At 65.4% G+C, this 24,868-nt stretch carries 23 protein-coding genes; 6 read left to right on the top strand and 17 right to left on the bottom strand.

Annotated features, from left to right (window positions below; genetic code table 11):
- Positions 1-55 precede the first annotated feature (55 nt).
- Positions 56-664, top strand: coding sequence for a DUF6988 family protein (locus CEJ45_RS06995; RefSeq protein ID WP_088754445.1), 609 nt, complete (start codon positions 56-58; stop codon positions 662-664).
- On the opposite strand, the gene bioD is transcribed toward CEJ45_RS06995, so the two are convergent.
- From bioD to bioB, 5 genes are read right to left on the bottom strand one after another with little or no spacing between them, the layout of a single operon-like run.
- The gene (gene bioD / locus CEJ45_RS07000; RefSeq protein WP_088754446.1) at positions 642-1,322 is read right to left on the bottom strand and encodes a dethiobiotin synthase; all 681 of its coding nucleotides are present in this window, start codon (positions 1,320-1,322) and stop codon (positions 642-644) included. The genes CEJ45_RS06995 and bioD overlap by 23 nt on opposite strands.
- Positions 1,319-2,671, bottom strand: coding sequence for an adenosylmethionine--8-amino-7-oxononanoate transaminase (bioA, locus tag CEJ45_RS07005; RefSeq protein WP_420913282.1), 1,353 nt, complete (start codon positions 2,669-2,671; stop codon positions 1,319-1,321). The genes bioD and bioA overlap by 4 nt, the downstream gene beginning before the upstream one ends.
- 6 nt (positions 2,672-2,677) lie before the next feature.
- Positions 2,678-3,823: an 8-amino-7-oxononanoate synthase gene (gene bioF, locus CEJ45_RS07010; RefSeq protein WP_088754447.1), complete on the bottom strand. Its 1,146-nt coding sequence runs from the start codon at positions 3,821-3,823 to the stop codon at positions 2,678-2,680.
- A 10-nt stretch (positions 3,824-3,833) separates the two neighbouring features.
- Positions 3,834-5,003, bottom strand: coding sequence for a cytochrome P450 (locus tag CEJ45_RS07015; RefSeq protein WP_088754448.1), 1,170 nt, complete (start codon positions 5,001-5,003; stop codon positions 3,834-3,836).
- Positions 5,003-6,022 carry a biotin synthase BioB gene (gene bioB / locus CEJ45_RS07020; RefSeq protein WP_088754449.1) on the bottom strand — a complete coding sequence of 340 codons (1,020 nt, stop codon included), beginning with the start codon at positions 6,020-6,022 and terminating at the stop codon, positions 5,003-5,005. Before bioB ends, CEJ45_RS07015 begins: the two co-directional genes overlap by 1 nt.
- A gap of 110 nt (positions 6,023-6,132) precedes the next feature.
- On the opposite strand from bioB, the gene CEJ45_RS07025 reads away from it, so the two are divergent.
- Complete coding sequence (locus tag CEJ45_RS07025; protein ID WP_088754450.1) at positions 6,133-6,771, top strand: GntR family transcriptional regulator; 639 nt, start codon at positions 6,133-6,135, stop codon at positions 6,769-6,771.
- On the opposite strand, the gene CEJ45_RS07030 is transcribed toward CEJ45_RS07025, so the two are convergent.
- A complete protein-coding gene (locus tag CEJ45_RS07030) occupies positions 6,768-7,715 on the bottom strand; it encodes a helix-turn-helix transcriptional regulator (RefSeq protein ID WP_088754451.1) in 948 nt (315 codons plus the stop codon). The two genes, CEJ45_RS07025 and CEJ45_RS07030, sit on opposite strands and share 4 nt — an antisense overlap.
- A 103-nt stretch (positions 7,716-7,818) precedes the next feature.
- On the opposite strand from CEJ45_RS07030, the gene CEJ45_RS07035 reads away from it, so the two are divergent.
- Together CEJ45_RS07035 and CEJ45_RS07040 are read left to right on the top strand one after the other, a co-directional pair.
- Positions 7,819-8,568 carry an SDR family oxidoreductase gene (locus CEJ45_RS07035; RefSeq protein ID WP_088754452.1) on the top strand — a complete coding sequence of 250 codons (750 nt, stop codon included), beginning with the start codon at positions 7,819-7,821 and terminating at the stop codon, positions 8,566-8,568.
- Between the two features lie 125 nt (positions 8,569-8,693).
- Positions 8,694-10,106 carry an aminotransferase-like domain-containing protein gene (locus CEJ45_RS07040; RefSeq protein ID WP_088754453.1) on the top strand — a complete coding sequence of 471 codons (1,413 nt, stop codon included), beginning with the start codon at positions 8,694-8,696 and terminating at the stop codon, positions 10,104-10,106.
- A 14-nt stretch (positions 10,107-10,120) separates the two neighbouring features.
- Here CEJ45_RS07040 and CEJ45_RS07045 read toward each other — a convergent pair whose 3' ends face one another.
- Both CEJ45_RS07045 and CEJ45_RS07050 read right to left on the bottom strand, forming a co-directional pair.
- Positions 10,121-10,327 carry a hypothetical protein gene (locus CEJ45_RS07045; protein WP_088754454.1) on the bottom strand — a complete coding sequence of 69 codons (207 nt, stop codon included), beginning with the start codon at positions 10,325-10,327 and terminating at the stop codon, positions 10,121-10,123.
- Between the two features lie 135 nt (positions 10,328-10,462).
- Positions 10,463-11,266 (bottom strand): hypothetical protein, encoded by an 804-nt coding sequence (locus CEJ45_RS07050; protein ID WP_241517293.1) that lies wholly within the window; start codon positions 11,264-11,266, stop codon positions 10,463-10,465.
- 211 nt (positions 11,267-11,477) lie between these two features.
- Between CEJ45_RS07050 and CEJ45_RS07055 the strand changes: the two genes are divergently transcribed.
- Positions 11,478-13,886, top strand: coding sequence for a DNA polymerase II (locus CEJ45_RS07055; protein WP_420913283.1), 2,409 nt, complete (start codon positions 11,478-11,480; stop codon positions 13,884-13,886).
- Positions 13,887-14,000: 114 nt separating this feature from the next.
- Here CEJ45_RS07055 and CEJ45_RS07060 read toward each other — a convergent pair whose 3' ends face one another.
- Both CEJ45_RS07060 and CEJ45_RS07065 read right to left on the bottom strand, forming a co-directional pair.
- Entirely contained in the window at positions 14,001-14,204 is a 204-nt protein-coding gene (locus CEJ45_RS07060; RefSeq protein WP_088754456.1) for a hypothetical protein, read from the bottom strand.
- 66 nt (positions 14,205-14,270) lie between these two features.
- Positions 14,271-15,515 carry a multidrug effflux MFS transporter gene (locus CEJ45_RS07065; protein WP_088754457.1) on the bottom strand — a complete coding sequence of 415 codons (1,245 nt, stop codon included), beginning with the start codon at positions 15,513-15,515 and terminating at the stop codon, positions 14,271-14,273.
- A gap of 320 nt (positions 15,516-15,835) precedes the next feature.
- Here CEJ45_RS07065 and CEJ45_RS07070 point away from each other — a divergent pair, with 320 nt between their 5' ends.
- On the top strand, positions 15,836-17,557 hold the full coding sequence (locus CEJ45_RS07070) for a methyl-accepting chemotaxis protein (protein ID WP_088754458.1): 1,722 nt from the start codon (positions 15,836-15,838) through the stop codon (positions 17,555-17,557).
- Positions 17,558-17,564: 7 nt separating this feature from the next.
- Here the strand turns inward: CEJ45_RS07070 and CEJ45_RS07075 are convergent, their stop codons facing one another.
- The 7 genes from CEJ45_RS07075 to CEJ45_RS07105 all read right to left on the bottom strand — a co-directional run bounded on the left by CEJ45_RS07075 (position 17,565) and on the right by CEJ45_RS07105 (position 24,703).
- Positions 17,565-18,644, bottom strand: coding sequence for an adenosine deaminase family protein (locus tag CEJ45_RS07075; RefSeq protein ID WP_088754549.1), 1,080 nt, complete (start codon positions 18,642-18,644; stop codon positions 17,565-17,567).
- A 54-nt stretch (positions 18,645-18,698) separates the two neighbouring features.
- Positions 18,699-19,667: a nucleoside hydrolase gene (locus CEJ45_RS07080; protein ID WP_088754459.1), complete on the bottom strand. Its 969-nt coding sequence runs from the start codon at positions 19,665-19,667 to the stop codon at positions 18,699-18,701.
- Positions 19,668-19,699: 32 nt separating this feature from the next.
- Positions 19,700-20,713, bottom strand: coding sequence for an ABC transporter ATP-binding protein (locus CEJ45_RS07085; RefSeq protein ID WP_088754460.1), 1,014 nt, complete (start codon positions 20,711-20,713; stop codon positions 19,700-19,702).
- Positions 20,714-20,725: 12 nt separating this feature from the next.
- Positions 20,726-21,505: an ABC transporter permease gene (locus CEJ45_RS07090; RefSeq protein ID WP_088754461.1), complete on the bottom strand. Its 780-nt coding sequence runs from the start codon at positions 21,503-21,505 to the stop codon at positions 20,726-20,728.
- Positions 21,502-22,362, bottom strand: a complete 861-nt coding sequence (locus tag CEJ45_RS07095) for an ABC transporter permease (protein ID WP_088754462.1) — start codon at positions 22,360-22,362, stop codon at positions 21,502-21,504. Before CEJ45_RS07095 ends, CEJ45_RS07090 begins: the two co-directional genes overlap by 4 nt.
- 78 nt (positions 22,363-22,440) lie before the next feature.
- Positions 22,441-23,493: an ABC transporter substrate-binding protein gene (locus CEJ45_RS07100; protein WP_088754463.1), complete on the bottom strand. Its 1,053-nt coding sequence runs from the start codon at positions 23,491-23,493 to the stop codon at positions 22,441-22,443.
- Positions 23,494-23,584: 91 nt separating this feature from the next.
- The gene (locus CEJ45_RS07105; protein ID WP_187697642.1) at positions 23,585-24,703 is read right to left on the bottom strand and encodes a porin; all 1,119 of its coding nucleotides are present in this window, start codon (positions 24,701-24,703) and stop codon (positions 23,585-23,587) included.
- Positions 24,704-24,868 lie beyond the last annotated feature (165 nt).

Raw genomic sequence — 24,868 nt, forward strand, 5'->3', positions numbered from 1 at the left:
AAAAATAACAACAAGTCGTCCGTACACGTGCCCTCACACGAAGGGGAGTCGTCCCATGCAATTGGATCACCTGCTGGCCAAGGCGCAGTCCTTGGCCTATCGGATCTCGGCCGAATACAACGGCCAGCCGCTGCCCGATGACCGCCGTGCCTGCGCCGCCATCGGCTGCCTCACCGTGGCCCAGCAGCACCACTGCGGCATCATCCTGCTGCTGCGCAATGACATGCCGGTGCACGCCTCGGCCTTTGCCTTGATCGGTCCCCAGATCGAAACCGCATTCAATGCCCTCTGGCTGTGGTACTGCGCTACTGAGGAGGAGATCACGCGCTATCTCTCGGATGGCAGCGGCAAGAGCATGCGCCAGCTGGTCACCCAAGTCGACAGCGCACTGGCCGGGCGTGATGGCCAGGAGGCGGCCATCGTGCGCGGTCACTGGGCGCGCCTGAGCGACTTCGTGTTTTCCGGCGAACGCCGCATCCGCCGCTGGCTCGACGCCAATGAGGTCGATGCCCTGTATTCCGAAGAGGCCGTCACCGAACTGGTGGAGCTGTCCAATTCGATGGCCGAGCTGGGACTGGCCAGCTATCGCACCATCCATGACAAGCATTTCACGGCGGTGCGCAATGAGCTCGCCCGTGGCCTCAGGGTGGATCAGGCCAAGTAAGACGCGCAGCAGCCTGCGCCGCCGTCATGCCCGGCAACCACGGCAGACGGCCCAGCAGCGGCGCCCGCAGGCGCTGGATGAGCGACGCCACCATGGCCTCACCCTGTTTTTCTCCCGCATCGATATGGTTGGCGACCCAGCCGGCCAGGCGCAAGCCCCGGGCACGGATGGCCTGCGCGCTGAGCAAGGCGTGATTGATGCAGCCCAGGCGGATGCCCACCACCAGCACCACCGGCAAGCCCAGTCGCACTGCCAGGTCATCGCTGTTGTGCTCGGCATTGAGCGGCACCATGAAGCCTCCCGCACCTTCCACCACCAGGACATCGCAGGACGATTGCAACTGCGCATGGCATTGCAGCAGGTGTTCCAGCGTGACCTGCACGCCTTCTTGCGCCGCCGCGATATGCGGCGCCGTGGCCTGACGCAGCAGGTAGGGGTTGACCAGCTGCGTCGGCAAGGCGGCATTGGAGGCGGCCTGCAAGGCTTGCACATCCTCGTTGCACCACACGCCCTCATGCAGGAAAGCCCCCGAGGCCACCGGCTTCATGCCGCCGGCCCGCAAGCCGCTTGCCGCATGCAGGTGGATCAGTGCGCAGGCCACCAGCGTCTTGCCTACGCCGGTATCGGTACCGGTGACGAAACAGCTGCGGCCGTTCATGCCTTCTCCTTCCCACTGAGTGCCGCATCGAAAGCGGCATGCAGCCGTTCACCCAGCCACTGCGCCTGCTGAGCGTCGATGATGTACGGCGGCATCACATAGAGCGCGGTACCGATCGGGCGTACCAGTAGTTCGCGCTGCGCGGCTTCCCGGGCAAGCCGGCGTGGGAACGCCGCTGCTGTTGCCGCATCGTCGATGCGCGCATCACAGGCCCAGATCATGCCGCGCTGGCGCACGTGCTGCACGCGGGCATCCTGTGCCAGCGGCTGCAGGGCTTGCGCCAGCAGCGCGGCGATGCGGCCGTTGCGTTCGATCACCTGGTCCTGCTCGAAGATGTCCAGCGTGGCCAGGGCAGCGCGGCAGGCCAGGGCATTGCCGGTGTAGGAGTGCGAATGCAGGAAGCCGCGCCGCACGTCATCGTCATAGAAGGCCGCATAGATGGCGTCGCTGGCCATCACCAGCGACAGCGGCAGGTAGCCGCCGCTGATGCCCTTGGACAGGCACAGCAGGTCCGGCCAGATTGCGGCCTGTTCGCAGGCGAAGAAGCTGCCGGTGCGTCCGCAGCCGACCGCGATCTCGTCGGCGATCAGGTGCGCCCCATGCGCATCGCACAGGGCACGCAGGCCGCGCACGTAGTCCGGATCATGCATGGCCATGCCGGCCGCGCACTGCACCAGCGGCTCGACGATGATGGCGGCGATACGCCCGCTGCGTTCCTGCAGCAGCCTTTGCACATCGGCCAGGGCGCGGCGGCTGACATCGGCGGCGCTTTCGCCGGGGCCGGCCAGGCGCGCATCGGGCGAGGCGGCGATATGGGCCGGGCGCAGCAAGGCCTCATAGGCGCTGCGGAACAAGGGAGTGTCGGTCACGCCCAGCGCGCCCACGGTCTCGCCGTGATAGCCGCCGGCGATGCAGATGAATTCGTTCTTGTCTGCATGCCCGGCATTGCGCCATGCATGCACGCTCATCTTCAGTGCGATCTCCACCGCCGAGGCACCATCGGAGGCAAAGAAGCAATGCCCCAGCGCATGGCCGGTGCGTGCTGCCAACCGCTCGGAGAGCTGCACCACCGGCTCATGGGTGAAACCGGCCAGCATGGCATGCTCCAGCCGTCCCAGCTGCTCGACCAGGGCGGCATTGATGCGCGCGTTGGTATGGCCGAACAGGTTGACCCACCATGAACTGATGGCGTCGAAGTAGCGCCGCCCGTCGGTATCGACGAGCCAGGGGCCATGTGCGCTGGCCAGTGCAATGGGCGGCGTGCGTTCATGCTGGCGCATCTGGGTGCAGGGATGCCAGACGCTGCGCAGGCTGCGTGCCGCCAGGGAGTTGGCGATGTCCATGGGCATGTCTCCTCAGGCCAATGCGGTCAACGCGGCCACCAGGCGCGCCACGTCAGCCGAAGTGTGCAGGGCCGACAGGCTGATGCGCAGCCGCGCGGTCCCCTTGGGTACCGTGGGCGGACAGATCGCCGGCACCCAGATGCCTTGTGCGCGCAGGGCGGCCGAGAGTGCGCGGGCGGTGGCGTTCTCGCCCACGATCAGCGGCTGGATCGCGGTGGCCGAAGGCAGCAGCGACCAGGGCAGGCCGGCCAGGCCCGCGCGCAATTGCGCGGCCAGTGCCTGCAGCCGTTCGCGCCGCCAGTCTTCGCGCGCGATCAGCGCGAGGCTGGCCGACGTGGCAGCCGCCAATGCGGGCGGATGGGCCGTGCTGAACATGTAGGTACGCGCCCGCTGCAGGATCCATGCAAGCACGCCAGCATCGCCCGCGACGAAGGCCCCGGCTACCCCGGCTGCCTTGCCCAGCGTCCCCATCGTCAGCACATGCGCTGCGCGCACCCCGGCCAGGGCCAGGCTGCCGCGTCCTTGCGGGCCGTGCACCCCCAGGCCGTGGGCATCATCCACCAGCAGCCAGGCATCGTGCCGCCCGCAGACTGCCGCCAGTGCGGCCAGCGGTGCCAGGTCGCCATCCATGCTGAAAACGGCATCGGTGAGCACCAGCTTGCGCCCGGTGGTGCAGCGGGCCAGCACCTGCTCCAGGCGTACTGCATCGTTGTGCGGGAACACCTTCAGGCTGGCCCCGGACAAGCGCGCTCCATCGATCAACGATGCATGGGCGAGGCGATCCACGATGACGGTATCTCCTTTGCCCACCAGCGCTGCAGTGACCCCGAGGTTGGCCATGTAGCCACTGCCGAACACCAGGGCCGAAGGCGTGCCGACAAAGGCGGCCAGTTCGCTTTCCAGCGATTCATGGGCGCGGCTGTGGCCGCTGATCAGGGGCGAGGCGCCGGCGCCCATGCCGTAGCGTTGCAGGGCGTCGGTGGCAGCGTCAATGAGGGCGGGATGGTTGGCCAGGCCCAGGTAATCATTGCTGCAGAAGGACAGCTCCTGGGTGCCCTCGACCTGCAGCAAAGGACCTTGCGGCCCCTCGACCACGCGCCGTGTGCGCAGCAGGCTCTGGCTGGCCAGGGCCTCCAGCCGGGTGGTGAAATCTTGCATGGAAGTGCTTTCAGAAAAATACAGACAAGCGGTCCAGCGCCCGGTAGGCGGCATTGTCTTGCCAGACCGGTGGCGTGTCGGCGAGTGTGAGCGCAGGCAGGCGCTGCATCAGGGCGCTGAAGGCGATCTCGGCTTCCAGCTGCGTCAGCGCCGCACCCAGGCAGACGTGAGGCCCTTGGCCAAAAGACAGGTGCATGCCCTCGTCGCGCCGGATATCAAAGCGATGGGGCTCGCTGAAGCGCCGCGCGTCATGATTGGCCTGGCCGATATGCAGGATGGCCAGTTGCCCGCGCCGCAAGGTCTGTCCGCCCATTGCCACATCCTGCAGCAGGCGCCGGCCCGTGTATTGCACCGGACTGTCATGGCGCAGCATCTCGCGCACGGCCAGGCGCAACGCCGCCGTATCGTCTTGCTCTGCCTTCAGGGCTGCCCATTGGTCCGGATGCTGCAGCAGGGCCAGCAGTCCGTTGCCCAGCAAATTGCGTGTGGTTTCGTAGCCGGCAAAGAGCAGGGTGCAGCACTGTGCCAGCAATTCGGTGCGGTTCAGCTGACGGTCCTGGTGCGCTTGCAGCAGCGTGCGCACGAGGCAGCCAGGGGCCAGGTCGGCAGGGCGTTCCAGCACCTGCGTGAAGAACTGGCACAGCTCCGCCAGGGCGTCTTGCGCGGCGCGCGCCTGTGCTGCATCCGGTGTCGGGCTGCCGATGAAGGCGGCGAGATCGGCGGCCCAATCGATGAACTGCGCAGGCACGCGATCCGGCAATCCCAGCAATTGCGCAATCACCAGCGCGGGCAGTGGCCGTGCAAAACGCCCGATGAAGTCGAATCCGTTTGCTGACTTCGGATCAGCGACGATGTCATCGATCAAGCGATGCGCCAGTGCAGTGATGCCCGCGCGCTGCGCTTGCAGCTCAGCCGGCTTGAAGCCCGGATTGAGCACACCGCGCAGGCGGCGATGGGCGCGTCCGTCAAGGAACAGCAGAGAACGCGAAAAGAGTCGCTTGAAGCGCTGCTGCGCCTGCTGGTCGCAGTCCTCGTCGCTGCGCGCGCCTAGAGCGCTGTTGATCCAGCGCGCCGCCCGTCGCACGGTGAAGCGGGGATCACGCAGCGCGCTGGCTACTTCCTCGTAGCCGCTGATGACCCAGGCCCCGCCGCAATACGCGGTGCTCCAGTGCAGGTGCATCAGGCAGCCGCAGGCGCCGCCTGCAGGCCCAGGCGCTGCAACAGGTCGCGGTCGGCGGAGACCGGTGCATTGGCCGTGGTCAGCAGCTTGGCACCCAGGAAGATGGAGTTGGCTCCCGCTGCAAAGCACAGTGCCTGGGTCGCGTCGCTCATGCTTTCACGTCCGGCCGAGAGGCGAATGACCGCATGCGGCAAGGCGATGCGGGCCACGGCGACCGTGCGCACGAATTCGAATTCGTCCAGCGGCGCCACATCCTGCAGGGGCGTGCCGGCAATGGGCACCAGGTGATTGATGGGCACTGACTGCGGCGGCACCGGCAGGCTGGCCAGCTGGGCGATCAGCCCGGCGCGCTGGGCGCGTGTCTCGCCCATGCCGATGATGCCGCCGCAGCACACGTTCAGGCCGGCGTCCTGCACCCGTTGCAGGGTCTGCAGCCGGTCCTGGTAGGTGCGGGTGGAGATCACCTGGCCATAGAAATCGGGGGCGGTATCGAGGTTGTGGTTGTAGTAGTCCAGCCCGGCTTCCTTGAGCGCCTCGGCCTGGGCCTGCTCCAGCATGCCCAGGGTCATGCAGGTTTCCAGCCCCAGCGCACGCACCTGGCTGACCATCTCGGTGAGGGCGGCCATGTCCCGCTCCTTGGGGTTGCGCCAGGCGGCACCCATGCAGAAACGGGTGGCGCCCTGGTCGCGCGCGGCTTGCGCCGCCTGCACCACCTGGTCCACGCCCATGAGCTTGCCGGCCGGGACCTTGGCCTCCTTGTGATGCGCCGATTGAGAGCAGTAGCCGCAGTCTTCGGCGCAGCCCCCGGTCTTGATCGACAACAGGCTGGAGAGCTGGACTTCGTTGGGCCGATGGTGTTGCCGATGCACGGTCTGGGCGCGGTACAGCAGGTCGAGGAAGGGCAGCTCGAAAAGCTGCGCGACGGCGCTGCCATCAATGGCCGCAGCTGGGCGGTGGAAATGCAGCGGCGCGCTGACCTGGTGGCCGTTGGCAGCGGAAGGGGCGGGGCACTGGCTCATCGATAAAATCCGGTCCGTGTGTGAAAAGGCTTAGAATTCAACGTCGGCGGATTCTAACTTCGCTCAATTTCGTAGAACAATTTCTTTTTTCATAGATTATCTATAAAAATATGGCGCACCAAACCGAGCATCCCAGCACCGTTGAACGCATTGCCGAGGTGCTGCGCACGCGCATCATTCGCGGCGATATCGCAGGCGGGGCGGCGCTGCGGCAGGATCACGTGGCCCAGGAATTCCAGTCCAGCCACGTACCCGTGCGGGAAGCATTTCGCCAGCTGGAGGCACAGGGATTGGTACTCACTTTGCCCCGTCGCGGGGTAAGGGTGACGCAGGTAGACCGGGCCGCGGTCAAGGAAAATGCGGAGATGCGCGGCGCGCTGGAAATCCTGGCCCTGCGCCACAGCGTGCGCAAGTTCGGGCCGCAGCACATCGCGCGCCTGGAAGAGGCCCAGGACGCCTGCGCCCAGGCTGCCTCGCTCATCGAATGGGATGCCGCCAACAACCTGTTCCACGACATCCTCTCCAGCGAATGCGGCATGCCGCGCCTGCTGGCGGTGTTGAAGCAGCTGCAGCTGACCAATTCACGCTACCTGTTTTCGACCGGTTTCAAGCGCGGCTGGCAGCCGCGCTCGGATCACGACCACCGCCTCATCATCGAGGCCCTGCGCGACAAGAAGACCGATCGTGCCGTGCAGCTGCTGAGCATGCATATCGGCACCATGGAGCGAGTGGGATTCGTTGCCGCCTAGCTGCTGCCCTGGCGGGCGAATGCCGAAGGCGGCACGCCCACATGGCGGCTGAAGGCCACACTGAAGGTGGACGCCGAGCTGTAGCCGACCTGTTGCGCGACTTCCGCCATGGAGCCGTCATCGCGCAGCAACAGCCGCTTGGCCAGTGCCATGCGCCAGGCCAGCAGGTATTCCATGGGTGCCAGCCCGACTTCGCGGCGGAAGCGTTCGAAGAAGGACGACCGTGACAAGGCGGCTGCGCGCGCAAGTCGCGCCACGCTCCAATCCTCGGCGGGATGTGCATGTATGGATCGCAGGGCCGAGGCGAGCCGTACATCGCCCAGGCCACGCAGCAGGCCGGGGGAGGCAGCGGCGCCGGCATCGGCGCTGGAGCGCAGGGCTTCGATCAGCAGCACCTCCAGCAGGCGCGCCAACACCACATCACGGGCCGGGCGTTCGGCGCGGTATTCGTCGCCCACCAGTTGCACCAGCGTGGCCAGTCGCGCGTGTGCCCGCGCCACCACCAGGCTGGGCAGCAGCGACAGCAGCAGCGGCGTGTCGGGCGACTCGAAGACGCAATGGCCCACCACCAGCTGTACCTCCGGCGGCAGGCCCAGGGTGCCCAGGTGATAGCGGCCATCGGGCAGGCGCGGAGGGGGATTGTCTTCGTCGAGGACGGCGTCCTCGCACTCCGCCATGCTGGCCAGGGTAAATCCTTGCATGGCCGGTGCCAGGAAAAAATCCCCTGCATGCAGCACGATGCCTTCATCCCCGGGACCCACACCCGGCCATGCGCGCAGGATGCGGCAACTGCCTTCCAGCACGGCGCAATAGAAGGCCAGCTCCGGCCGCGAGCGCTGTACGCGCCAGCCGCCGGCGCCTTGCACATACTTGGTGTAGCGGGCGGCGGGCCGCAGCAGGCCGACCACTTCGGCCAGGGGATCGGTCAATGCGGTGTCGGACATGGCTGGACGATTGCAAATGAATGATGGACTCCTGATTGTAGCAAGTCCGGTGATCAACGCCTATGCTTTGCCTTGTCCTCTCCCACACCACAAGGAAACGTTCATGAAAACCGTCCTCATCACTGGCTGTTCGTCCGGCTTCGGCCTGGAAATCGCAAGCTACTTCCTGCAACGTGACTGGCAGGTCATCGCCACCATGCGCACACCGCGCAGCGACCTGCTGCCGGCCTCGCCAAACCTGCGCATCCTGCCGCTGGACGTGACCAGCGCCGCCAGCATCGCCGCGGCCCTCAGCCAGGCCGGGCCCATCGACGTACTGGTCAACAATGCCGGCATCGGCGCGCTGGCCGCCGTCGAAGCCCAGCCCATGGAGCAGGTGCGCGAGATCTTCGAGACCAACACCCTGGGCAGCATCGCCATGACCCAGGCCGTGATCCCGCAGATGCGCCAGCGCGCTGCGGGGGTGATCGTCAATGTCACGTCCTCGGTGACCCTGCGCTCGCTGCCGCTGCTGGCGGTCTACACGGCCAGCAAGGCGGCCGTGAATGCCTTCACCGAATCGGTCGCGCTGGAGCTGGCCAGCGTGGGCGTACAGGCCCGTCTGGTCTTGCCCGGCCGGGCACCGCATACGCGCTTCGCCGACAATGCCCGCCCGCGCATGGAGGGGGCCATCCCGGATGCCTATGGCCCGCTGGCTGCCCAGGTGTTCAGCAATTTCCAGGACCATGGCCAGATCACCCACGCCAGCGACGTGGCCCAGGCCGTCTGGGAGGCCGCCACCGATCCGGCCGCACCGATGCGCATCGCGGCCGGGGAAGATGCTCGGGAGTGGATGCGTACGGCCACGGCATGAGCCAGGTCGCCCGCAAAGCCTTGGCACAAAGGGAAGTTGCGATGTATGGATTTTTGTCGAGCATGCATCCATACTAGACGGCCGGCCCGCAGCCAGCCCTGCGGGCAACTTCACCCAGGATGCTCATGGCCAGACCGGAACCCCCGCACGCAACAGATCCCTCCCTGCACTGGATTGCCCGCTTTTCCGCCCATGGCGGCCCGCGCTACCTCCAGATCGTCGGCTTCATGGAGCAGGCCATTGCCGATGAGCGGCTCAAACCGGGTGACCGCCTGCCGCCGCAGCGGATGCTGGCCGAGCGCCTGCAGGTCGATCTCACCACGGTCACGCGCGCCTATGGCGAGGCGCGCCGCCGCCAGCTGCTCGAAGGGCGCGGCGCGGCCGGTACCTTCGTGGCCGCCCCCAAGGTGGATTTGAGCCAGGTGCTCGACCTGTCGATGAACATTCCGCCGCCGCCCACCGGGATCGACCTGGACGACCTGCTGCGACAGGGCGTGTCACAGGTACTGATACACAGCGACGTCGACCTGCTGATGACCTACCACCTGGGCGGCGGCAGCAGCACCGACCGCGCCGCCGGCGCCATGTGGCTGCAGGACATGCTGGGCCCGGTCGATGACAGCCGGGTGCTGGCTTGCCCGGGCGCACAGTCGGCCCTGGCCGCCTTGCTGCTGTCGCAGACCCGGCCGGGCGACACCATCCTGGCCGAGCCGCTGGCCTATCCCGGCTTGCTGGCGGCAGCGGCGCAATTGGGACGGCGCGTGGTGGCGGTGGGCGCCGATCACGAAGGCATGCGTCCCGACCTGCTCACGACCATGGTGCGCAAGCACGGCGCGCGCCTGGTCTATCTCAATCCCACCCTGCAGAACCCGACCACCCACACCATGCCGGCCACACGCCGTGCCGAGATCGCAGCGTTGGCCACGCGGCTGGATTTGCGCATCATCGAGGATGATCCCTACTGGCGCTTCGCCGTGCATGCGCCCAGGCCGCTGGCACACTATGCGCCGCGGCACGTGTTCTACGTGTCCACGCTGGCCAAGTGCCTGCTGCCGGGATTGCGGACCGCCTACGTGCTCACCCCGGAAGGACAGGCGCAGGATGAGGTGCTGGCCGCATTGCGTTCCTTCGTGCTGATGTCGACGCCACTGACCACGGCGCTATCGACCCAGTGGATACACGATGGCACCGCCGCCACGCTGGCCACCGGCATCCGGCAGGAAGCCTGGGCGCGGCAGGAGTTGGCCCTGCGTACCCTGGGTGACGAGAGCCTGGCCGACAGCGGCGGCATCCATCTCTGGAAGGCGCTGCCGGCTCATTGGAAGGGGCAGGATTTCGTGGGCCGGGCCCGGGAGGCCGGTTTGAACGTGGTCTCGCAGGCCAGTTTCGTGGCCGGCGAGCCCGAGGCCCAGCGCGGCATGGCGCCGCACATCCGCATTTCGCTGGGGCGTTCGCGCAGCCGCTTCGAGCTCGTCCACGCCTTGCGGCGGCTGATGGAGCTGGCCCATCGCCGCAGCTTGCGGGAAGTCGTGGTGTAGCAGGAGCAGGGGGGCTAGGCGGCCATGGCGCTGCGGGTCTGGCGCCGCGCTGCTGCCAGGATCTCGCCGACGGCGTCGTCTTCCGAGTGCGCCGCCAGGGGCAGCGAGCCCCGGGTGATCTCTGCACGATCCTTCAGGATCGCGTAAGAGCCTTTCCAGCGGCCTTCGCTATCATCGGCCTGGTAGACCAGCAGGTAACCGTCGAATTCGATTTTCTTCATAGGAGCTTCTCGCCAGGGCAAGGGGAGCATGCGCACCATGCTCGATGTTGCGCAGTATGCCCGTGGCGCATGCTCCCGCCTGTCATCCGCCTTCGCAATCGCGTGTAGGACAAGCGCGCAAACTCAAGCTTGGCCCTAGCGCGACTGCACCGGGGCCAGCAATCCATTGAGCGCATCGGCCACGATCAGCGAGGGCAGCGAGGCGCGGTCGTTGCTGACGATCACCGTGTCCTTTTCCACGTCGCCGGGCAGCGCCAGCCGGGCAATGTAGCGGCAATCGGCGCTGCAGGTGTAGCGCAGCACGGTCTGGCCGCGCACGGCTTCGAGGATGTGCTGGCCGTTCTCCATGCCGTAGTAGCGCACCGCCACCAGCGGCTGCGTCTCGCCTGCGTCGGGGTCACGATAGAAGTACTGGCCGTGCTCGGCGCGCGCGTAATGCGGCCAGGGCGTGCTGCCGGCCGGTGCCAGGTGATCGATCTGGCGCGCGTCCAGGCCCAGCCGCAAGGCCGGCGTCGCCGGCAGCGCGACTGGTTGCGCCTGAGGCGGCGCCAGCGCAGCCAGGGCAGGTGCCGGCGCGCCCGCTGCTGCGGTGGGCTTGTCATTGCCTGCCGGCGCTGCCAAGGCCTCCAGTTCGCCCTGGCGGCGTTGGTACCAGGCCAGCAGGCAGTCGCGGTCGTGGCAATTGTCCTCCCGCCAGCGCCATTGCGCGTCGCTGGCGCTGCGGAAAGCACGCACGTCCACCGCTGCCTGCCGCGCCCGGCGATAGGCGCGGCCCAGTTGATCGTCCAGCGCCGAGAGTTCGGCATCACGGCAGATGGCCTTTTCATTGGCCGACCCGGCGCGGCCGCAATCGAAGCTGGCGGCGTGGGCTGTCGGCAGCTGCAGGACGCCCAGCACGCTGGTGCTGCTGAGCAGGAGGATGAGGGGCAGGACTTTCATGGCGAGACTCTCCGTATTGCGGGGACGTGATGGGCGCCAGCATCGCACCGCCATCAGGCGCGCAAAACGCGGAGAAGACAGGGAATTTTTTTAAAATCTTTGCAGCTGAAAAAGCATGTTGGGCCTTCTTCACAATTGCCCTCCCGCCCTCGCGCACGTGCGCGCACATCCAAGTAGAATCCCGACTCCATCCGCACACCCCCGACTGACGGTGACCGACCAAGACCTTGCTCTTCCTGCTGCTTCCCTGCGCCCCGGCGAGCGCGCGGGCTTCCTGCTGTCCCGGCACTGGCGCGATACGCCGGCCGGGGTGGAGATCGAGCTGTGGGTGGCCACCGACGATGGTCCGCAATGCCTGCGCCTGCCGCCGCAGACGGCCGTGGCCTTCGTGCCGCAGCCACAGGCCGAACGCGTGCAGGCCTTGATCGCCAACGAGCCCGGCATGGAGCTGCGCGCCCTGGAACACTTGAAGGATGTCAGCCAGCGCCCGGTGCTGGGCTTGTATGCGCGCCAGTATCGCAAGCTGCTGAAGATGGAAAAGACCCTGGTCGCCGCCGGCATCAGCGTCTACGAAGCCGACATCCGCCCGCCCGAGCGCTACCTGATGGAGCGCTTCATCAATGCGCCCGTGGCCTTCCAGGGCGTGGACGATGGCCATGGGGTGCTGGTTGATGCACGCATCCGTGCCTTGCCTGGCTATCGTCCACCCCTGAAGCTGGCGTCGCTGGATATCGAAACCAGCTGGCAGGGCGAGCTCTACAGCATCGCCATCGAAGTTTGCGGCCAGCGCAGCGTCTATGCGCTGGGGCCGCCCAGCGGTGCGGTCGATGCAGTGGATTTCGAACTGCAGTTCTGCCACAGCCGCAAGGAACTGATCGACTGCCTCAATGCCTGGGTTGCGCGGCATGACCCGGATGCGCTCATCGGCTGGAACCTCATCCAGTTCGACCTGAATGTGCTGCAGAAGCAGGCCCAGAAATACCAGGCCACCCTGCGCCTGGGCCGTGGCGGACGAGCGCTGGAATGGCGCGAGCACGGCATGCGCGCCAACCACCTGCTGGTCAATGCAGCCGGCCGCCTGGTGATCGACGGGATCGAAAGCCTGCGCGGGGCGTTCTGGAATTTTCCGTCCTTCAGCCTCGAGAACGTGGCGCAATCGCTGCTGGGGGAAGGCAAGGCCATCGCCACTCCTTACCAGCGCATGGATGAGATCGACCGCATGTTCAACGAGGACAAGGCGGCCCTGGCCACTTACAACCTCAAGGATTGCGAACTGGTCACGCGCATCTTCGGGAAGACCGACATCCTTTCCTTCCTGCTGGAACGCGCCAGCGTGACCGGGCTGCAGGCCGACCGCAGCGGCGGCTCGGTGGCCGCCTTCACGCACCTGTACCTGCCGCACATGCATCGCAAGGGCTACGTCGCTCCCAACCTGGGCGATGCCGAGGCGCTGGCCAGTCCGGGCGGGTTCGTGATGGATTCGCGCGCGGGCCTGTATGACTCGGTGATCGTGCTGGACTACAAGAGCCTGTATCCCAGCATCATCCGCAGCTTCCTGATCGATCCGGTGGGACTGGTCGATGGCACCTTGAATGAACCCGAGGGCCAGACCGTGCCGGGCTACAACGGTGCGCGCTTCTCGCGGCGCAGCCACAGCCTGCCGGCCATCATCGAACAGATCTGGCAGGGCCGCGAAGCCGCCAAGGCGCAGGGCAACAAGCCGCTGCAGCAGGCGCTGAAGATCATCATGAATTCCTTCTACGGCGTGCTGGGCTCGACCGGCTGCCGGTTCTTCGATTCGCGGCTGGCGTCCTCCATCACGCGGCGCGGGCACGACATCATGCATCGCACGCGTGAGCTGATCGAGGAGGCGGGTTACGAAGTCATCTATGGCGACACCGATTCCACCTTCGTCTGGCTGCGCCGGCCCCATGGCGATGAGGAGGCGCGCCGGATCGGACTGCAGCTGACCGCGCGCATCAATGACTGGTGGCGCGTCCACCTGGCCAGCCAGTATCAACTGGAAAGCGCGCTGGAATTGCAGTTCGAGGTGCATTACCAGCGCTTCCTGATGCCGCATGTGCGCGGCGCCGATACCGGCAGCAAAAAGCGCTACGCCGGGTACGTACGCACGCCGGAGGGTGAGGACAAGGTCACCTACAAGGGGCTCGAAGCGGTGCGCACCGACTGGTCGCCCCTGGCGCAGCGCTTCCAGCAGGAGCTGTACCTGCGCATTTTCCGGGGCGAGCCCTATCGCGATTTCATCACCGGCTATGTGGCTGAGCTGCTGGCGGGGAAGCTGGATGAACTGCTGGTGTATCGCAAGCGCCTGCGCCGCCAGCTCGACCATTACGAGAAGAACGTGCCTCCGCATGTACGCGCAGCCCGCATGGCCGACCAGGTCAACGAGGAGGGCGGACGTCCGCTGCAGTACCAGCAAGGTGGCTGGATCAACTACGTCATGACGACCGCCGGTCCCGAGCCGCTGGAAAAGCGCCGCGCCGCCATCGATTACGGCCACTACCTGGAACGCCAGCTGGCCCCGGTGGCCGATGCCATCCTGGTCTTCGTGGGGGACAGCTTTGCGGCGGTGACTTCGCCGCAGCAGGAGTTGTTTTGATCCAGGAGGAATGCCAAGCCAAAAACAAAAGGCCGGATCCAACGAATCCAGCCCCAGGCTGACCTGCAATCCAACAGTGATTGTCTACGTTTGGCGCATGACAGCGTTCACGTTTCAGCGGTAATACGAATCACGCTCACGGCTTTCAATGCGCTCGTGATGGACACGCACGCGCACCGGCACCGGCTGGCGCTGCGCCTTGCCGTAGACCTTCTGCCACAGCACGGCCCCGAACGCCAGGCTGCCCGCCAGCAGGTACAGGGCGTAGAAGGCGGCGAGATAGCTGGCGTAGTGCAACAGGGTCTGGATGAGGGCCATGGGGTTCTCCGGGCAATGAATCAGTGTCGATGACTGCATCGTATGCCCATGGCCGTTGCGCCGGTATCAGGGTTTTTCTGATGGTCGGATTGGCAACGCCCCGGGGACCGCCGGCACCTGCAAGTGCTGCAGCAGTTTGCCCACCATGGCAATGACGGTCAGCCCGACGATGCAGAAGAACACTGCCAGCGGCGTGAGGCTATGGATGGAGACAAAACCGGCCAATCCCATCATCCCCGAGGACACCAGCAGCAGCGCAAAGCCCAGGATGGCGCTGGTCAGTCCGGCAATGTGCGGGAAGATCGAATTGCCCTTGGCCATGAGCGTGGGATACATGGCGCCGGCACAGAAGGCCATCACCAGCACCGGCGTGATGAGCGTCCACACCGTCAGCCCGACCAGCAGGGCCAGCGCCAGCATGGCGAAGGCCGCCACCGTCATGACGCGCGCGCCGATGCGCAGCCGCTGTTCGGCCGAGGGCAGGCGGCGATGGTGGATGCGGTTGGAGATGCCGCCCAGGAAATACATCATGCCGATGGCCAGGGCCAGGTAGCCGAAGAAGGTGGGCGGCTGGTGCAAGGTGTTCTGCACCATGAAGGGGCCGACGATGTTGAACACCAGCAGGATGCTGTAGCACAGTCCCTGCGCCAGGAAGCAGCTCTGGAACACCGGGCTGGCCAGCACCATGCGCGCATTCTTGAGCAAGGTGGCCGGATGCAGGTGCACCGGCCGGGCCAGTGTCTCCCGATACTTCCACAGGATGGCCCACATGGCGAACGAATACACCAGCAGGAACACCAGGCAGGAGCGCCAGCCGAAGGCCTCCTGCAGGTGGGCGCCGATCACCGGCGCGATGATCGGCGCCAGCCCCCAGGCGATGGCCATGTAGGTGTAGGCATGGACCAGGGTTTGGCCGGTGAAGGAGTCGGTGATGATGGCCTTGGCCAGCAGGTTGGTGGCCGCAATGCCGAAGCCCTGCAGCACCCGTGCCGCGACGAAGGTTTCCAGGTTGGGGGCGGCCAGCGAGAGCACGCAGCCCAGCGTGAACAGACTGAGCCCCAGGACCAGGATGCGCTTGCGTCCGTAGGCATCGGCCAGCGGACCGAAGACCAGCTGCCCGAAGGCATAGGCAATCAGGTAGCCGGTCACGCTGGTCTGGATCGCCTGGGCCGAGGTGGCGTAATCGACCGCCATCTCCGGCAGGGCCGGCACGTAGAGGTCGATGGCCAACTGGCCGGCCGAGGCAAAGGCACAGATCAGGAACAACAGGAAACGAGGATGATTGGCAGCACGCGGTGCAACAGGGTTCATGGGCAGCAGTCTGCAGGGCAAAGTCCGCTATTGTGAACCGGGTTCGCTTTTCTTGCTGGCGCTCACACGATGGTGAACTAGATGTCGGTGATGGACTGAAAAGGCTCTGATATTTTTGTTACGGATCAGGATAGTTTTAGAGAGAAATTCAAATTTATTCGATAAAAAAAGCGAACTAATTCTAGATTCATCAAGCATCTTCCTGCGTTTCGCCCCTAAGCCAAGCCCTCCACGTATCGTCCGCCTGCCGGTCGGCGAGGCACTGCCCAAGAGGCTTTGCGCGGCCCGGCCGGATTTTTCAGACGAACAGGGAGGGGAAGATGTCCATCTATAAACGTTTCTCGATCAGGCAAATTCTGCTGACGATCACTTTCATCATTTCCGTGCTGATGGTGACGCTGGTGGTGGTGGCCATGGCCGAATCGCAGGCCGAGCGCGAGCTCAACCAGGCGCATCAGCGGCGATACGTGTCGCAGCAGCTGGCCGAGGAGTTGCGGCAGAGCTCGGATGATCTCACGCGCCTGGCGCGCACTTATGTGATCTCCGGCAACCCGGAGTATGCACGGCAGTATCAAGCGATCCTGGACATTCGCGACGGCAAGCGCGCACGTCCGGAACAATACCAGCGCATCTACTGGGACCTGGTCGCCGCCGACGGCCAGCCGCCCCGTCCGGACAGCAGCGTGACCGCCTCGCTGGGCGAGTTGATGCGACAAGCCGGCTTCACCCAGGCGGAGATGGACAAGCTGCTCGAAGCCAAGCGCAACTCCGACACGCTGGTGGCCACCGAGACCCAGGCCATGAACATCGTGCAAGGCCGCTACCAGGGCCGCCAGGGTGCTGACCTGCTGCTGGCCGAGCCTGACCTGGAATTGGCCCGGCGCATCCTGCATGACCATGCCTATCACGTGGAGAAGGCACGCATCATGCGTCCGGTGGATGAATTCCTGGTGATGCTGGAGGCGCGCACGGAGCGCGAGATCGTCCGGGCAAGCCAGCGCGCGGAGTCGCTCAATGCCGCGACCACCCTGTTGGCAGGCGTGGTGCTGCTGGTCATGGCGGTGAGCCTGACCAGCCTGTACACCCTGATCACCGGGCCGCTCAGCCAGGCCGCCGATCTGGCGACGCAGGTGGCCAAGGGCGACTTGTGCGGCCAGATCGAGGTCGAGGTCAAGGGCGAGACCGGCAAGCTGCTGGCTTCCCTGCAGGACATGCAGCAGGGGCTGCGCCACATCGTGTGCCAGGTACGCCATGGGGCCAAGGTCATACGCGGTTCGGCCGGCAACATCGCTGATGGCGCACTGGACCTGGCCGCACGCTCGCAACAGCAGGCCTGCTCGCTGGAGGAAACCGCCGCTGCCATGGAACAGCTGAGCGCCACCGCGCAGCAGAGCGCCACGTGTGCCCAGCGGGCCAGTACCCTGGCGGACTCGGCCGCGCAAGTCGCCGCCGAGGGTGGTGCGGCAGTCGACCAGGTGGTCATCAAGATGGCGGCGATCCAGGCCGCTGCCGGACGCATCGTCGAGATCATCACGGTGATCGACGAGATTGCCTTCCAGACCAACTTGCTGGCGCTCAATGCGGCCGTGGAGGCCGCCCATGCAGGCGCGCACGGGCGCGGCTTCGGGGTGGTCGCCAGCGAGGTGCGGGTATTGGCACAACGTTCGGCGGCCGCCGCCCAGGAGATCAAGACCCTGATCGAAGCGTCGGCGCAGCAGATCGAAGAGGGCAGCCAGCGTGCCCAGGCGGCCGGCCTGACCATGCAGGAGGTGGTGGTGCAGGTGGGCAGCGTGAGCCGGGTCATTGCCGAGATCGCCAGCGTGAGCACGCAGCAGTCAGCCGGCGTGGTGCAGGTGGCCGAGTCCGTCAGCGCCATGGAGCAGATCACGCAGCACAATGTGGCACTGGTGCAGCAGTCTTCGGCGGCCGCCGAGGCGATGCGCCTGGCGACCGAACGGATGGCCGACCTGGTGGGCGCGTTCCGGGTGGACCAGGGTGAATTCCATGACGATGACGGCATGGTCATCGACATGGCGGCCTAGGGCCTGGTCAGGCCTGCAGGCGTGCGTGCAGCTGGTCGAAGCGGGCAGTCCACTGGCTGCGCCATTGCTGGCGCAGCGACGGCGCCATCCACGCCGCATCCAGGCCATTGAGCATGAAGGCCTTGAAGTCGCGGACCTGCGCGCCCAGTTGCAGCATCATCAGCCAGGCGCCGCTGGGCGTGACCAGATGCAGCGTCGGATCGTCGGTGTTGGGGTGCAAACGCAGCCCGGCCGCCAGCATCTGGCGGATCGGATGATCCTGCGCCCAGCGCTGCGGCGCCAGCGTGCGCAAGTAGTAAGAGTTGGTCGGCACCACCGTGAAGACCAGCCCGCGTTCAACGCAACGTTGCATCAGTTCGGGGTTGTCGACGATGGTGTAGCCATGGTCGATGCGGTCCACCTGCAGCAGGTCGATGGCGGTGGCCACGTTGTGCCAGGGCATGCCGAATTCACCGGCATGCGCCGTGGTCTTCAGGCCCGCTTCGCGCGCCAGGCGGTAAGCGGCTTCGAACAGTTCGGGCGGACGATCATTCTCGCGGTAATCCATGCCGATGCCTACCACTTGCGGTGCGCGCCTGGCCAGCATCCACTGCACCATGGCCACGGCTTCTTCGGGGCTGGCTTCGCGGTCGATGCTGGGGATCAGGCGTCCGATGATGCCGATCTCGCGCTCGGCATCGACGATGGCACGCACGATGGCGTCCTGCGCGTCGGCGTAGGCAATGCCCGAGACGCGCACCGTGCCGGTCGGGTTCCAGAAGAACTCGCTCCAGGCCACGCCGTGGGCGTGGGCATCCTGCAGGTATTCGTAGGTGATGCGGTAGAGGTCGTCGGGCTGGCGGATCAGCTCGGCATCCAAGGCGCGCAGCACGCGCAGCACGCCGACCGGTTTTTCACCGCGGGTATAGAAGGCGTCGATCTCTTCCGGCGAGACCGGATGACCGGCGCGGGCGGAGAGATCGCTGAAGGTTTCGCGGCGCACCGCGCCGAACAGGTGGCAATGCAGTTCGACCTTGGGCAGCGCCCGCACGAATTGTTCGAGCGTGAGCGGGCCGGTGTCTTGTTGGTGGTGGTTGTCGAGGGTCATGAAACGCAAATCAGTGGAGAGGGCCGGGGCCATTGAGCTTGGAGGTCGGCCTCTTCAGGAGAGCCTGCCCAGCAATTCCTGCATCATGCATTGCATGGCACGCGGGCCGTCGACCGTCATGGCGACCTCGGTATTGGCCGGGGCGCGGCGCGGTACGCGGAATTCGCAGACCGTCATGCCGCGCGTGAGGCGGCCCTGCAATTCGATGTCCACCCGCGCCGGCTGGAAGCTGAACAATTCCGGCCGCTTGAGCCAGATCGCCACCGCCGGGTCATACATCGGCATGGGTACCGAGCCGTCCGGACTGCGGATGCGCAGGTAGGCATCGAAGTAGCCTGCCAGCCATTTGGCGCGCGGGGTACCCAAGGCCCGTACCTGCTGGACTTCGGCGGCGGTCACCAGCAGCTGGCGGCACAGGTTCAGGCCGAACATGCGCAGCGGGATGCCGGAGCGGAACACCACATCAGCCGCTTCCGGATCGGCAAAGATATTGAATTCTGCAGCCGCCGTGTGATTGCCCTGGTCGGCCGAGCCGCCCATGAGGATGATTTCCTTGACCATGCCCGCGATCTCGGGCGCGCGCTGCAAGGCCACGGCCACATTGGTCAGCGGGGCGATGCACATGAGCGTGATCTCGCCCGCATGCAGGCTGATCGCCTCGATCATGGCATCGACTGCATGCGGCAGCGGATCGCGTTGCAGTTGCCGCGACTGGCGCGCTTCGAGCTCGGCGATGTCGACCTGGGGCAGGGCATCGCCCGTGGTGGCCATGCCGGATTCACCGAGGATGCCTTGTGCAGTTTCCACGGCGCCGGCCAGCGGCCGCTCGCAGCCCGCATAGACGGGCACGTCGAGCTGGTAATGCTGCTTGATGCGCAGCGCATTGTCGTAGGTGGTGACCAGCGGGGCATTGCCTGCCACGACTGAAACGCCCAGCCAGTTCACTTCCAGGTTGGCCGACAGCATCAGCATGGCCAGCCAGTCGTCAAAGCCGGGGTCGGTATCGAGCCAGATCTTGTGCATGTTTGTCTTCTTCTTCAAAGGTCGAGGGGAGCTCAGGCAGCCAATGCCAGTGCCTCATGCGCAGGCAGGTCGAAGTGCACGGTGTCGCCCTCACGGGCCGAGGCCAGGGCGGCGGGCGCCATGCCGCGCACCTCGCCCAGCGCGGTCTGCAACAGGTATTCGACATGCTCGCCGAGGAAACCGCGCGAGAGCACGCGGCCCGCGTAGGGACCGCTGCCGACCTGCACCTGCTGCACCCGCCATCCGGCGCAGGCGGTGCCTGCGGGCAGGCCGGCCAGCGGCAGTTGGCCCGCCGCACCGTGCAGCTGGCCGTCGCGATAATCGAACAGGTTCTCGAAGCCCATGAAGTTGGCCACGAAGCGCGTGCGCGGCGCATTGAAGAGCTGCTCGGGCGTATCGAGCTGCTCGATCTTGCCGCTGTTCATGACCACGATACGGTCCGACATGGCCAGCGCTTCATCCTGGTCGTGGGTCACGTAGAGCATGGTGATGCCGAGCTCGCGCTGGATGCGGCGCAGCTCGGCACGCATCTGCACACGCAGCTTGGCATCGAGGTTGGACAGCGGTTCATCCAGCAACAGCAGCTTGGGTTCGATCACGATGGCACGCGCCAGCGCCACGCGCTGTTGCTGGCCGCCCGACATCTGCGCAGGCAGGCGCGCTTCGAAACCGGCCAGGCCGACGGCGGCGATGACCTTCTCGACGCACTGGCGCAATTCGGCGGCCGGCACCTTGCGCAGGCGCAGGCCGAAGGCCACGTTGTCGAATACGTTCAGGTGCGGGAACAGCGCATAGGACTGGAATACCAGGCCGATGTCGCGCTTGTTGGGCGGCAGGCGGCTGATGTCGCGGCCATCGAGCGTGATGCGGCCGGCGCGCAGGTCGATAAGGCCGGCGATGGCGCGCATGGTGGTGGTCTTGCCGCAGCCGCTGGGGCCCAGCAGCGAAATCAGTTCGCCGCGTTCCACGGCCAGGTCCAGGCCTTCCACGGCGGTCCTGGCGTTGCCGTAGCCGAGCGCCACTTGCTGCAGATTCAGGTAACTCATCAGGTTCTCACATCACATGTATTTGGAAATGCCCAGCACCTTCTCGGTGACCAGCACGAAGGCCATGGTGAACAGCACCAGCAGCGTGGACAGCGCGGCAATGGAAGGATCGAAACTGTTTTCCATGTGGCCCAGCATTTCGATGGGCAGGGTGCTGATGCCCGGGCCGGTGAGGAACAGCGACACCGGCACCTGGTTGAAGGAGGTCACGAAGGCCAGGAAGAAGGCCGCGATGACCGCGCCCCGGATATTGGGCAGCACCACCAGCCGGAAGGTCTGCATGCGCGTGGCCCCCAAGGTGATGGCGGCTTCCTCGATATCGACCCGCAGGTTGGCCAGGCTGGAATAGACCACCCGCACGGCATAGGGCGTGAGCAGCCCGACGTGGCCGATCAGCAGGCCCAGGAAGACGGGGGCATCGACCAGCAGCACGAAGTGGCGCAACAGGCCCAGGCCCACCAGCATGGCCGGGATGATCAGCGGCGACGTCAGCACCTGCTTGATCACCGCCATGCCCGGCGGCGGCATGCGCGACATCGCATAAGCCACGGGTACGCCCAGCAGCAGCGCGATCACGGTCGCCAGCAAGCCGATCTGCAGGCTGGTGCCGAAGGCCTGGCGGAATTCCTCGGCCTGCAGCACCGAAACGATCCAGCGCAGCGAATAGGAGGGTGGCGGGAAGGCCAGCGTCTCGCCGCCGCTGAACCCGGCCAGGAAGACGATGATGAATGGCCCAAGCAGGAACAGCATCACGGCCCACAGCACCACGCGCGGGAAAAGTCCTTGTTTCATGTCGTCCTCCGGGGTGCGGCAATACGTTTCAGGCCGGCGTTGACGGCCAGCGTCATCGCCACCAGGATCACCGCGATCACGTTGGCGGTGCCGAAATCACTTTCCACGCTGACCTTCTGGTAGAGCAGCGTTTCCAGCATCAAGACCTTCGGTCCGCCCAGCAGGGCCGGGGTGACATAGGCGGTGACGCTGCCGGTGAAGACCAGGGTGCCGCCCACGATCAGGCCTTCCTGCGTCAGCGGCAGCGTCACGCGGGTAAATACCTGCCAGGCATTGGCGCCCAGCGTCGAGGCGGCCAGTGCGAGGTCGGCCGAAATGTTTTCCATCGCACTGACGAGCGACATCAGCATCAGGGGCAGCAGCAATTGCAGCAGGCCTACGAAGACCGCCATTTCGGTAAAGAGCAGGCGTTGCGGCTCATCGGCCAGCCCCAGCTGCAGCAGCACCGCGTTGACCGCACCATTGCGTCCGAACAGCACGATCCAGGCATAGGTACGCGCAATGGGCGAGACCATCAGCGGCAGGATCATCATGCCCAGCACCAGCCCGCGCCAGCGCGCAGGCACCCGCACGATGGCCTGGGCGGCGGGATAGCAGAGCAGGGCCGAGCAGAGCGTCACCAGGGCCGCAATGCGCAGGGTGCGCCAGAGAACCTGCAGGTGCAGGGGCTCGGCAAAGAAATCGGCGAAGCGGGCCAGGCTCCATTGCAGCGGGCCGCCGTCGAGGCTGTCGGGGCCGCCGATGCGGAAGGCATCCAGCAGCAGGGCCGCCACCGGCAGCAGGAAACAGACCAATGTGAAGATCAGCGCAGGCGTGACCAGCATCAGTCCGAGGCGTGATTTGGAAGAGGCGAGCATGGGGCGCAAACGAGGTCCGGAAAGAAAAGGGCGGCGCACTGCCAGCGGCAGGCGTCGCCACGGCGTGAAAGGTTACGCTTACTTGCTGATGCCCTTGTTCCACTGTTCCAGCCAGCCCGAGCGGTACTTCAGCAGGTCTTCCGGCTTGACGAACTTGAGCGAGGCGATGTGTTCACCGCCATAGGTATTGAATTCGGCCTTGTCCTTGGGCAGCACGACTTGCGTATTGACCGGCGAATCCACCAGTTCCATGGCCAGCGCCGTCTGCACTTCCTTGGAGAGCCAGAAGTCCATCAGCTGGTAAGCCAGGTCGGCATTCTTCGATTTGGCGACGATGCCCATCACGTTCATGCCGGCGGCCTGACCCTCGGCGGGGATGGCCCATTTCAGCGGCATGCCGGTCTTCATCAGTTGCGACCAGGTGAAGCGCGCCACCGGTGCCACCCAGATCTCGTCCTGGGCAAACAGCGACGACAACTGCGCGCTGTTCTTGGTGAAGGTCACCACGTTGTTCTTGATCGAGAGGATCTTCTGCATGCCGGTGCCATAGTCGCCGCCCTTGCCGCCCCAGGCCAGGTCGGCCATTTGCAGGGCCAGCGGACCTTGCGTGGTGCTCACATCAGGCAGCGCCAGGCGGCCCTTCAGTTCGGGACTCCACAGGTCCTTCCAGGATTGCGGGGCGCGCGTCTTGTCGCTGCGGTAGACCAGGCCGACCGAATAGATGGTGTAGCCGACTGCGTAATTGCCGCCGATGGGATTGCGGGCGAAGGGATAGATCTGGCTGTAATTCTTCAGCTTGGCATAGTCCAGCGGCTGTACCAGGCCCTTGCGGGCGGCTTCGAGCATGCCGAAGTCCGACAGCAGCACCAGGTCCACCACCGGATTGTTGCGGCGGGCGTCGAGCTTGGCGATGCGATCGGCATTGTTGCCGGTTTCCACCACGATCTCGCAGCCGCATTTTTCCTTGAAGGGGGCATAGACCAGCTTGTTGAACAGCGGCTGGGAAATCGGATACGCCGACAGCACCAGCGTGCGCTTTTCCGCGTGGGCCGGGGTCGCCAGCAGGGACAGGCCGAGGCCGGTCATGGCCAGGGCGGCGAGGGGACGGAAGAAACGTGCGGGCTTGAACATGGCGGATCCTTGATACCGGTAAAAAGACTGCATATTGTAGGCCCGGCCAGCGCGGGAGCCACTGGCCAGGCCTGGGGAGAACAAGTAATGCTTAGAACACGTGGCGAACGCCCAGCATCAGCACGGCCTGCTTCTTGTCGCTGGACGAGGGGAAGCCGAAGATGGTGGCCTTGGTCGCATCACCCGCGGCCAACTGGTAGCTGTAGGTGATGGCCACGTCGGTGCGCTTGGAGAGGAAGTAGTCCGCCTGCAGGTTGATCTGGTGCCACTTCGGGTTCTTGTTGATGGTGTCGTACTTGCCGGTGGTGTAGAAGTAGGACGCGCCCAGGTTCAGCGCCGGCGTGTAGTGGTGCACCAGGTTGATGTCGAAGTTCTGCAGCGTCAGCTTGGTGTTGTCCAGGTATTCGTACTTGACGTTGCTGTACATGGCACCGAAGTCGGTCTTGCCAACGGTATAGAAACCGCCGGTCCCGGCAATGCGCTGGCGGCGTACGCCGGCCGAGCTGTTGACTGCGCTCTTGTTGAAGATCAGCAGCGAGCTGGCATAGTCGTTGCCCATGGCGCCGTCGGGACTCTTGCTGCTGTTGGGCTGGTCCATCTGGGTGTAGGCCACGGCCCAGCGGAAGTTGCCGCCCTTGTAGCCGGAGCCGATGCTCATGACGCGGTTGACTGCTGCATCACCGGCGGCTTCGCCAAATCCATACAAGGCGGTAACGTTGAAATCGTTGAACATCGGGCTGACATACTTGACCGAGTTCTGGACCCGCAGGTTGTTGTAGCCGTTGTCGTTGTCGCCGATGTGCACGCCGTTGGAGGCGATGACCACCGGGCCCAGGTAGTCCTTGACCGCTTCATACTGGCGGCCCAGGGTCAAGGTACCCATGCTGTTGGAGGCCAGGCCGACCCAGGACTGGCGGCCGAACAGGCGGCCGTTTTGCGAGGCCGCGCCGGTCATCATGTTGAAGCCGTTTTCCAGCGTGAAGATGGCACGGGTGCCGCCGCCCAGGTCTTCCTGGCCACGGAAGCCGATGCGCGGATTCTGGTTGGTGCCCGAGAGCGCCTCGAAGTTGTGCGGACCGCCCTGGTTGGTGAGATAACCCACGCCCCCCGAGATGAGACCGTAGATCTCGACCTTGCTTTGCGCCTGTGCCTGTGCGCCTGCCAGCGCTGCCGGAATGGCCAGCGCGCCTATCATCCAGTGTTTTTTCATGCCTGCCCCTGTGGTATTGAGATGGTCTTGCGACCGTTCAGTGTTGGATTTTGTTGAGAACGGTGTGGAGGATAGGACAAGACGTTAAATAATATAATTTGTTTATATTTATAATTTCATAAATTCGATTTATAACCAGGCGGCGTTTCCCATCCCGTGATTGCC

The organism is Herbaspirillum aquaticum (assembly GCF_002213425.1).
GTDB lineage: Bacteria > Pseudomonadota > Gammaproteobacteria > Burkholderiales > Burkholderiaceae_D > Herbaspirillum > Herbaspirillum aquaticum.

What these genes read in the sequence shown, in the direction of transcription:
- CEJ45_RS06995 (WP_088754445.1), top strand. Translation starts at nt 56, where the DNA reads ATGCAATTGGATCACCTGCTGGCCAAGGCGCAGTCCTTGGCCTATCGG.
- bioD (WP_088754446.1), bottom strand. Translation starts at nt 1,322, where the DNA reads ATGAACGGCCGCAGCTGTTTCGTCACCGGTACCGATACCGGCGTAGGC.
- bioA (WP_420913282.1), bottom strand. Translation starts at nt 2,671, where the DNA reads ATGCCCATGGACATCGCCAACTCCCTGGCGGCACGCAGCCTGCGCAGC.
- bioF (WP_088754447.1), bottom strand. Translation starts at nt 3,823, where the DNA reads ATGCAAGATTTCACCACCCGGCTGGAGGCCCTGGCCAGCCAGAGCCTG.
- CEJ45_RS07015 (WP_088754448.1), bottom strand. Translation starts at nt 5,003, where the DNA reads ATGCACCTGCACTGGAGCACCGCGTATTGCGGCGGGGCCTGGGTCATC.
- bioB (WP_088754449.1), bottom strand. Translation starts at nt 6,022, where the DNA reads ATGAGCCAGTGCCCCGCCCCTTCCGCTGCCAACGGCCACCAGGTCAGC.
- CEJ45_RS07025 (WP_088754450.1), top strand. Translation starts at nt 6,133, where the DNA reads ATGGCGCACCAAACCGAGCATCCCAGCACCGTTGAACGCATTGCCGAG.
- CEJ45_RS07030 (WP_088754451.1), bottom strand. Translation starts at nt 7,715, where the DNA reads ATGTCCGACACCGCATTGACCGATCCCCTGGCCGAAGTGGTCGGCCTG.
- CEJ45_RS07035 (WP_088754452.1), top strand. Translation starts at nt 7,819, where the DNA reads ATGAAAACCGTCCTCATCACTGGCTGTTCGTCCGGCTTCGGCCTGGAA.
- CEJ45_RS07040 (WP_088754453.1), top strand. Translation starts at nt 8,694, where the DNA reads ATGGCCAGACCGGAACCCCCGCACGCAACAGATCCCTCCCTGCACTGG.
- CEJ45_RS07045 (WP_088754454.1), bottom strand. Translation starts at nt 10,327, where the DNA reads ATGAAGAAAATCGAATTCGACGGTTACCTGCTGGTCTACCAGGCCGAT.
- CEJ45_RS07050 (WP_241517293.1), bottom strand. Translation starts at nt 11,266, where the DNA reads ATGAAAGTCCTGCCCCTCATCCTCCTGCTCAGCAGCACCAGCGTGCTG.
- CEJ45_RS07060 (WP_088754456.1), bottom strand. Translation starts at nt 14,204, where the DNA reads ATGGCCCTCATCCAGACCCTGTTGCACTACGCCAGCTATCTCGCCGCC.
- CEJ45_RS07065 (WP_088754457.1), bottom strand. Translation starts at nt 15,515, where the DNA reads ATGAACCCTGTTGCACCGCGTGCTGCCAATCATCCTCGTTTCCTGTTG.
- CEJ45_RS07070 (WP_088754458.1), top strand. Translation starts at nt 15,836, where the DNA reads ATGTCCATCTATAAACGTTTCTCGATCAGGCAAATTCTGCTGACGATC.
- CEJ45_RS07075 (WP_088754549.1), bottom strand. Translation starts at nt 18,644, where the DNA reads ATGACCCTCGACAACCACCACCAACAAGACACCGGCCCGCTCACGCTC.
- CEJ45_RS07080 (WP_088754459.1), bottom strand. Translation starts at nt 19,667, where the DNA reads ATGCACAAGATCTGGCTCGATACCGACCCCGGCTTTGACGACTGGCTG.
- CEJ45_RS07085 (WP_088754460.1), bottom strand. Translation starts at nt 20,713, where the DNA reads ATGAGTTACCTGAATCTGCAGCAAGTGGCGCTCGGCTACGGCAACGCC.
- CEJ45_RS07090 (WP_088754461.1), bottom strand. Translation starts at nt 21,505, where the DNA reads ATGAAACAAGGACTTTTCCCGCGCGTGGTGCTGTGGGCCGTGATGCTG.
- CEJ45_RS07095 (WP_088754462.1), bottom strand. Translation starts at nt 22,362, where the DNA reads ATGCTCGCCTCTTCCAAATCACGCCTCGGACTGATGCTGGTCACGCCT.
- CEJ45_RS07100 (WP_088754463.1), bottom strand. Translation starts at nt 23,493, where the DNA reads ATGTTCAAGCCCGCACGTTTCTTCCGTCCCCTCGCCGCCCTGGCCATG.
- CEJ45_RS07105 (WP_187697642.1), bottom strand. Translation starts at nt 24,703, where the DNA reads ATGAAAAAACACTGGATGATAGGCGCGCTGGCCATTCCGGCAGCGCTG.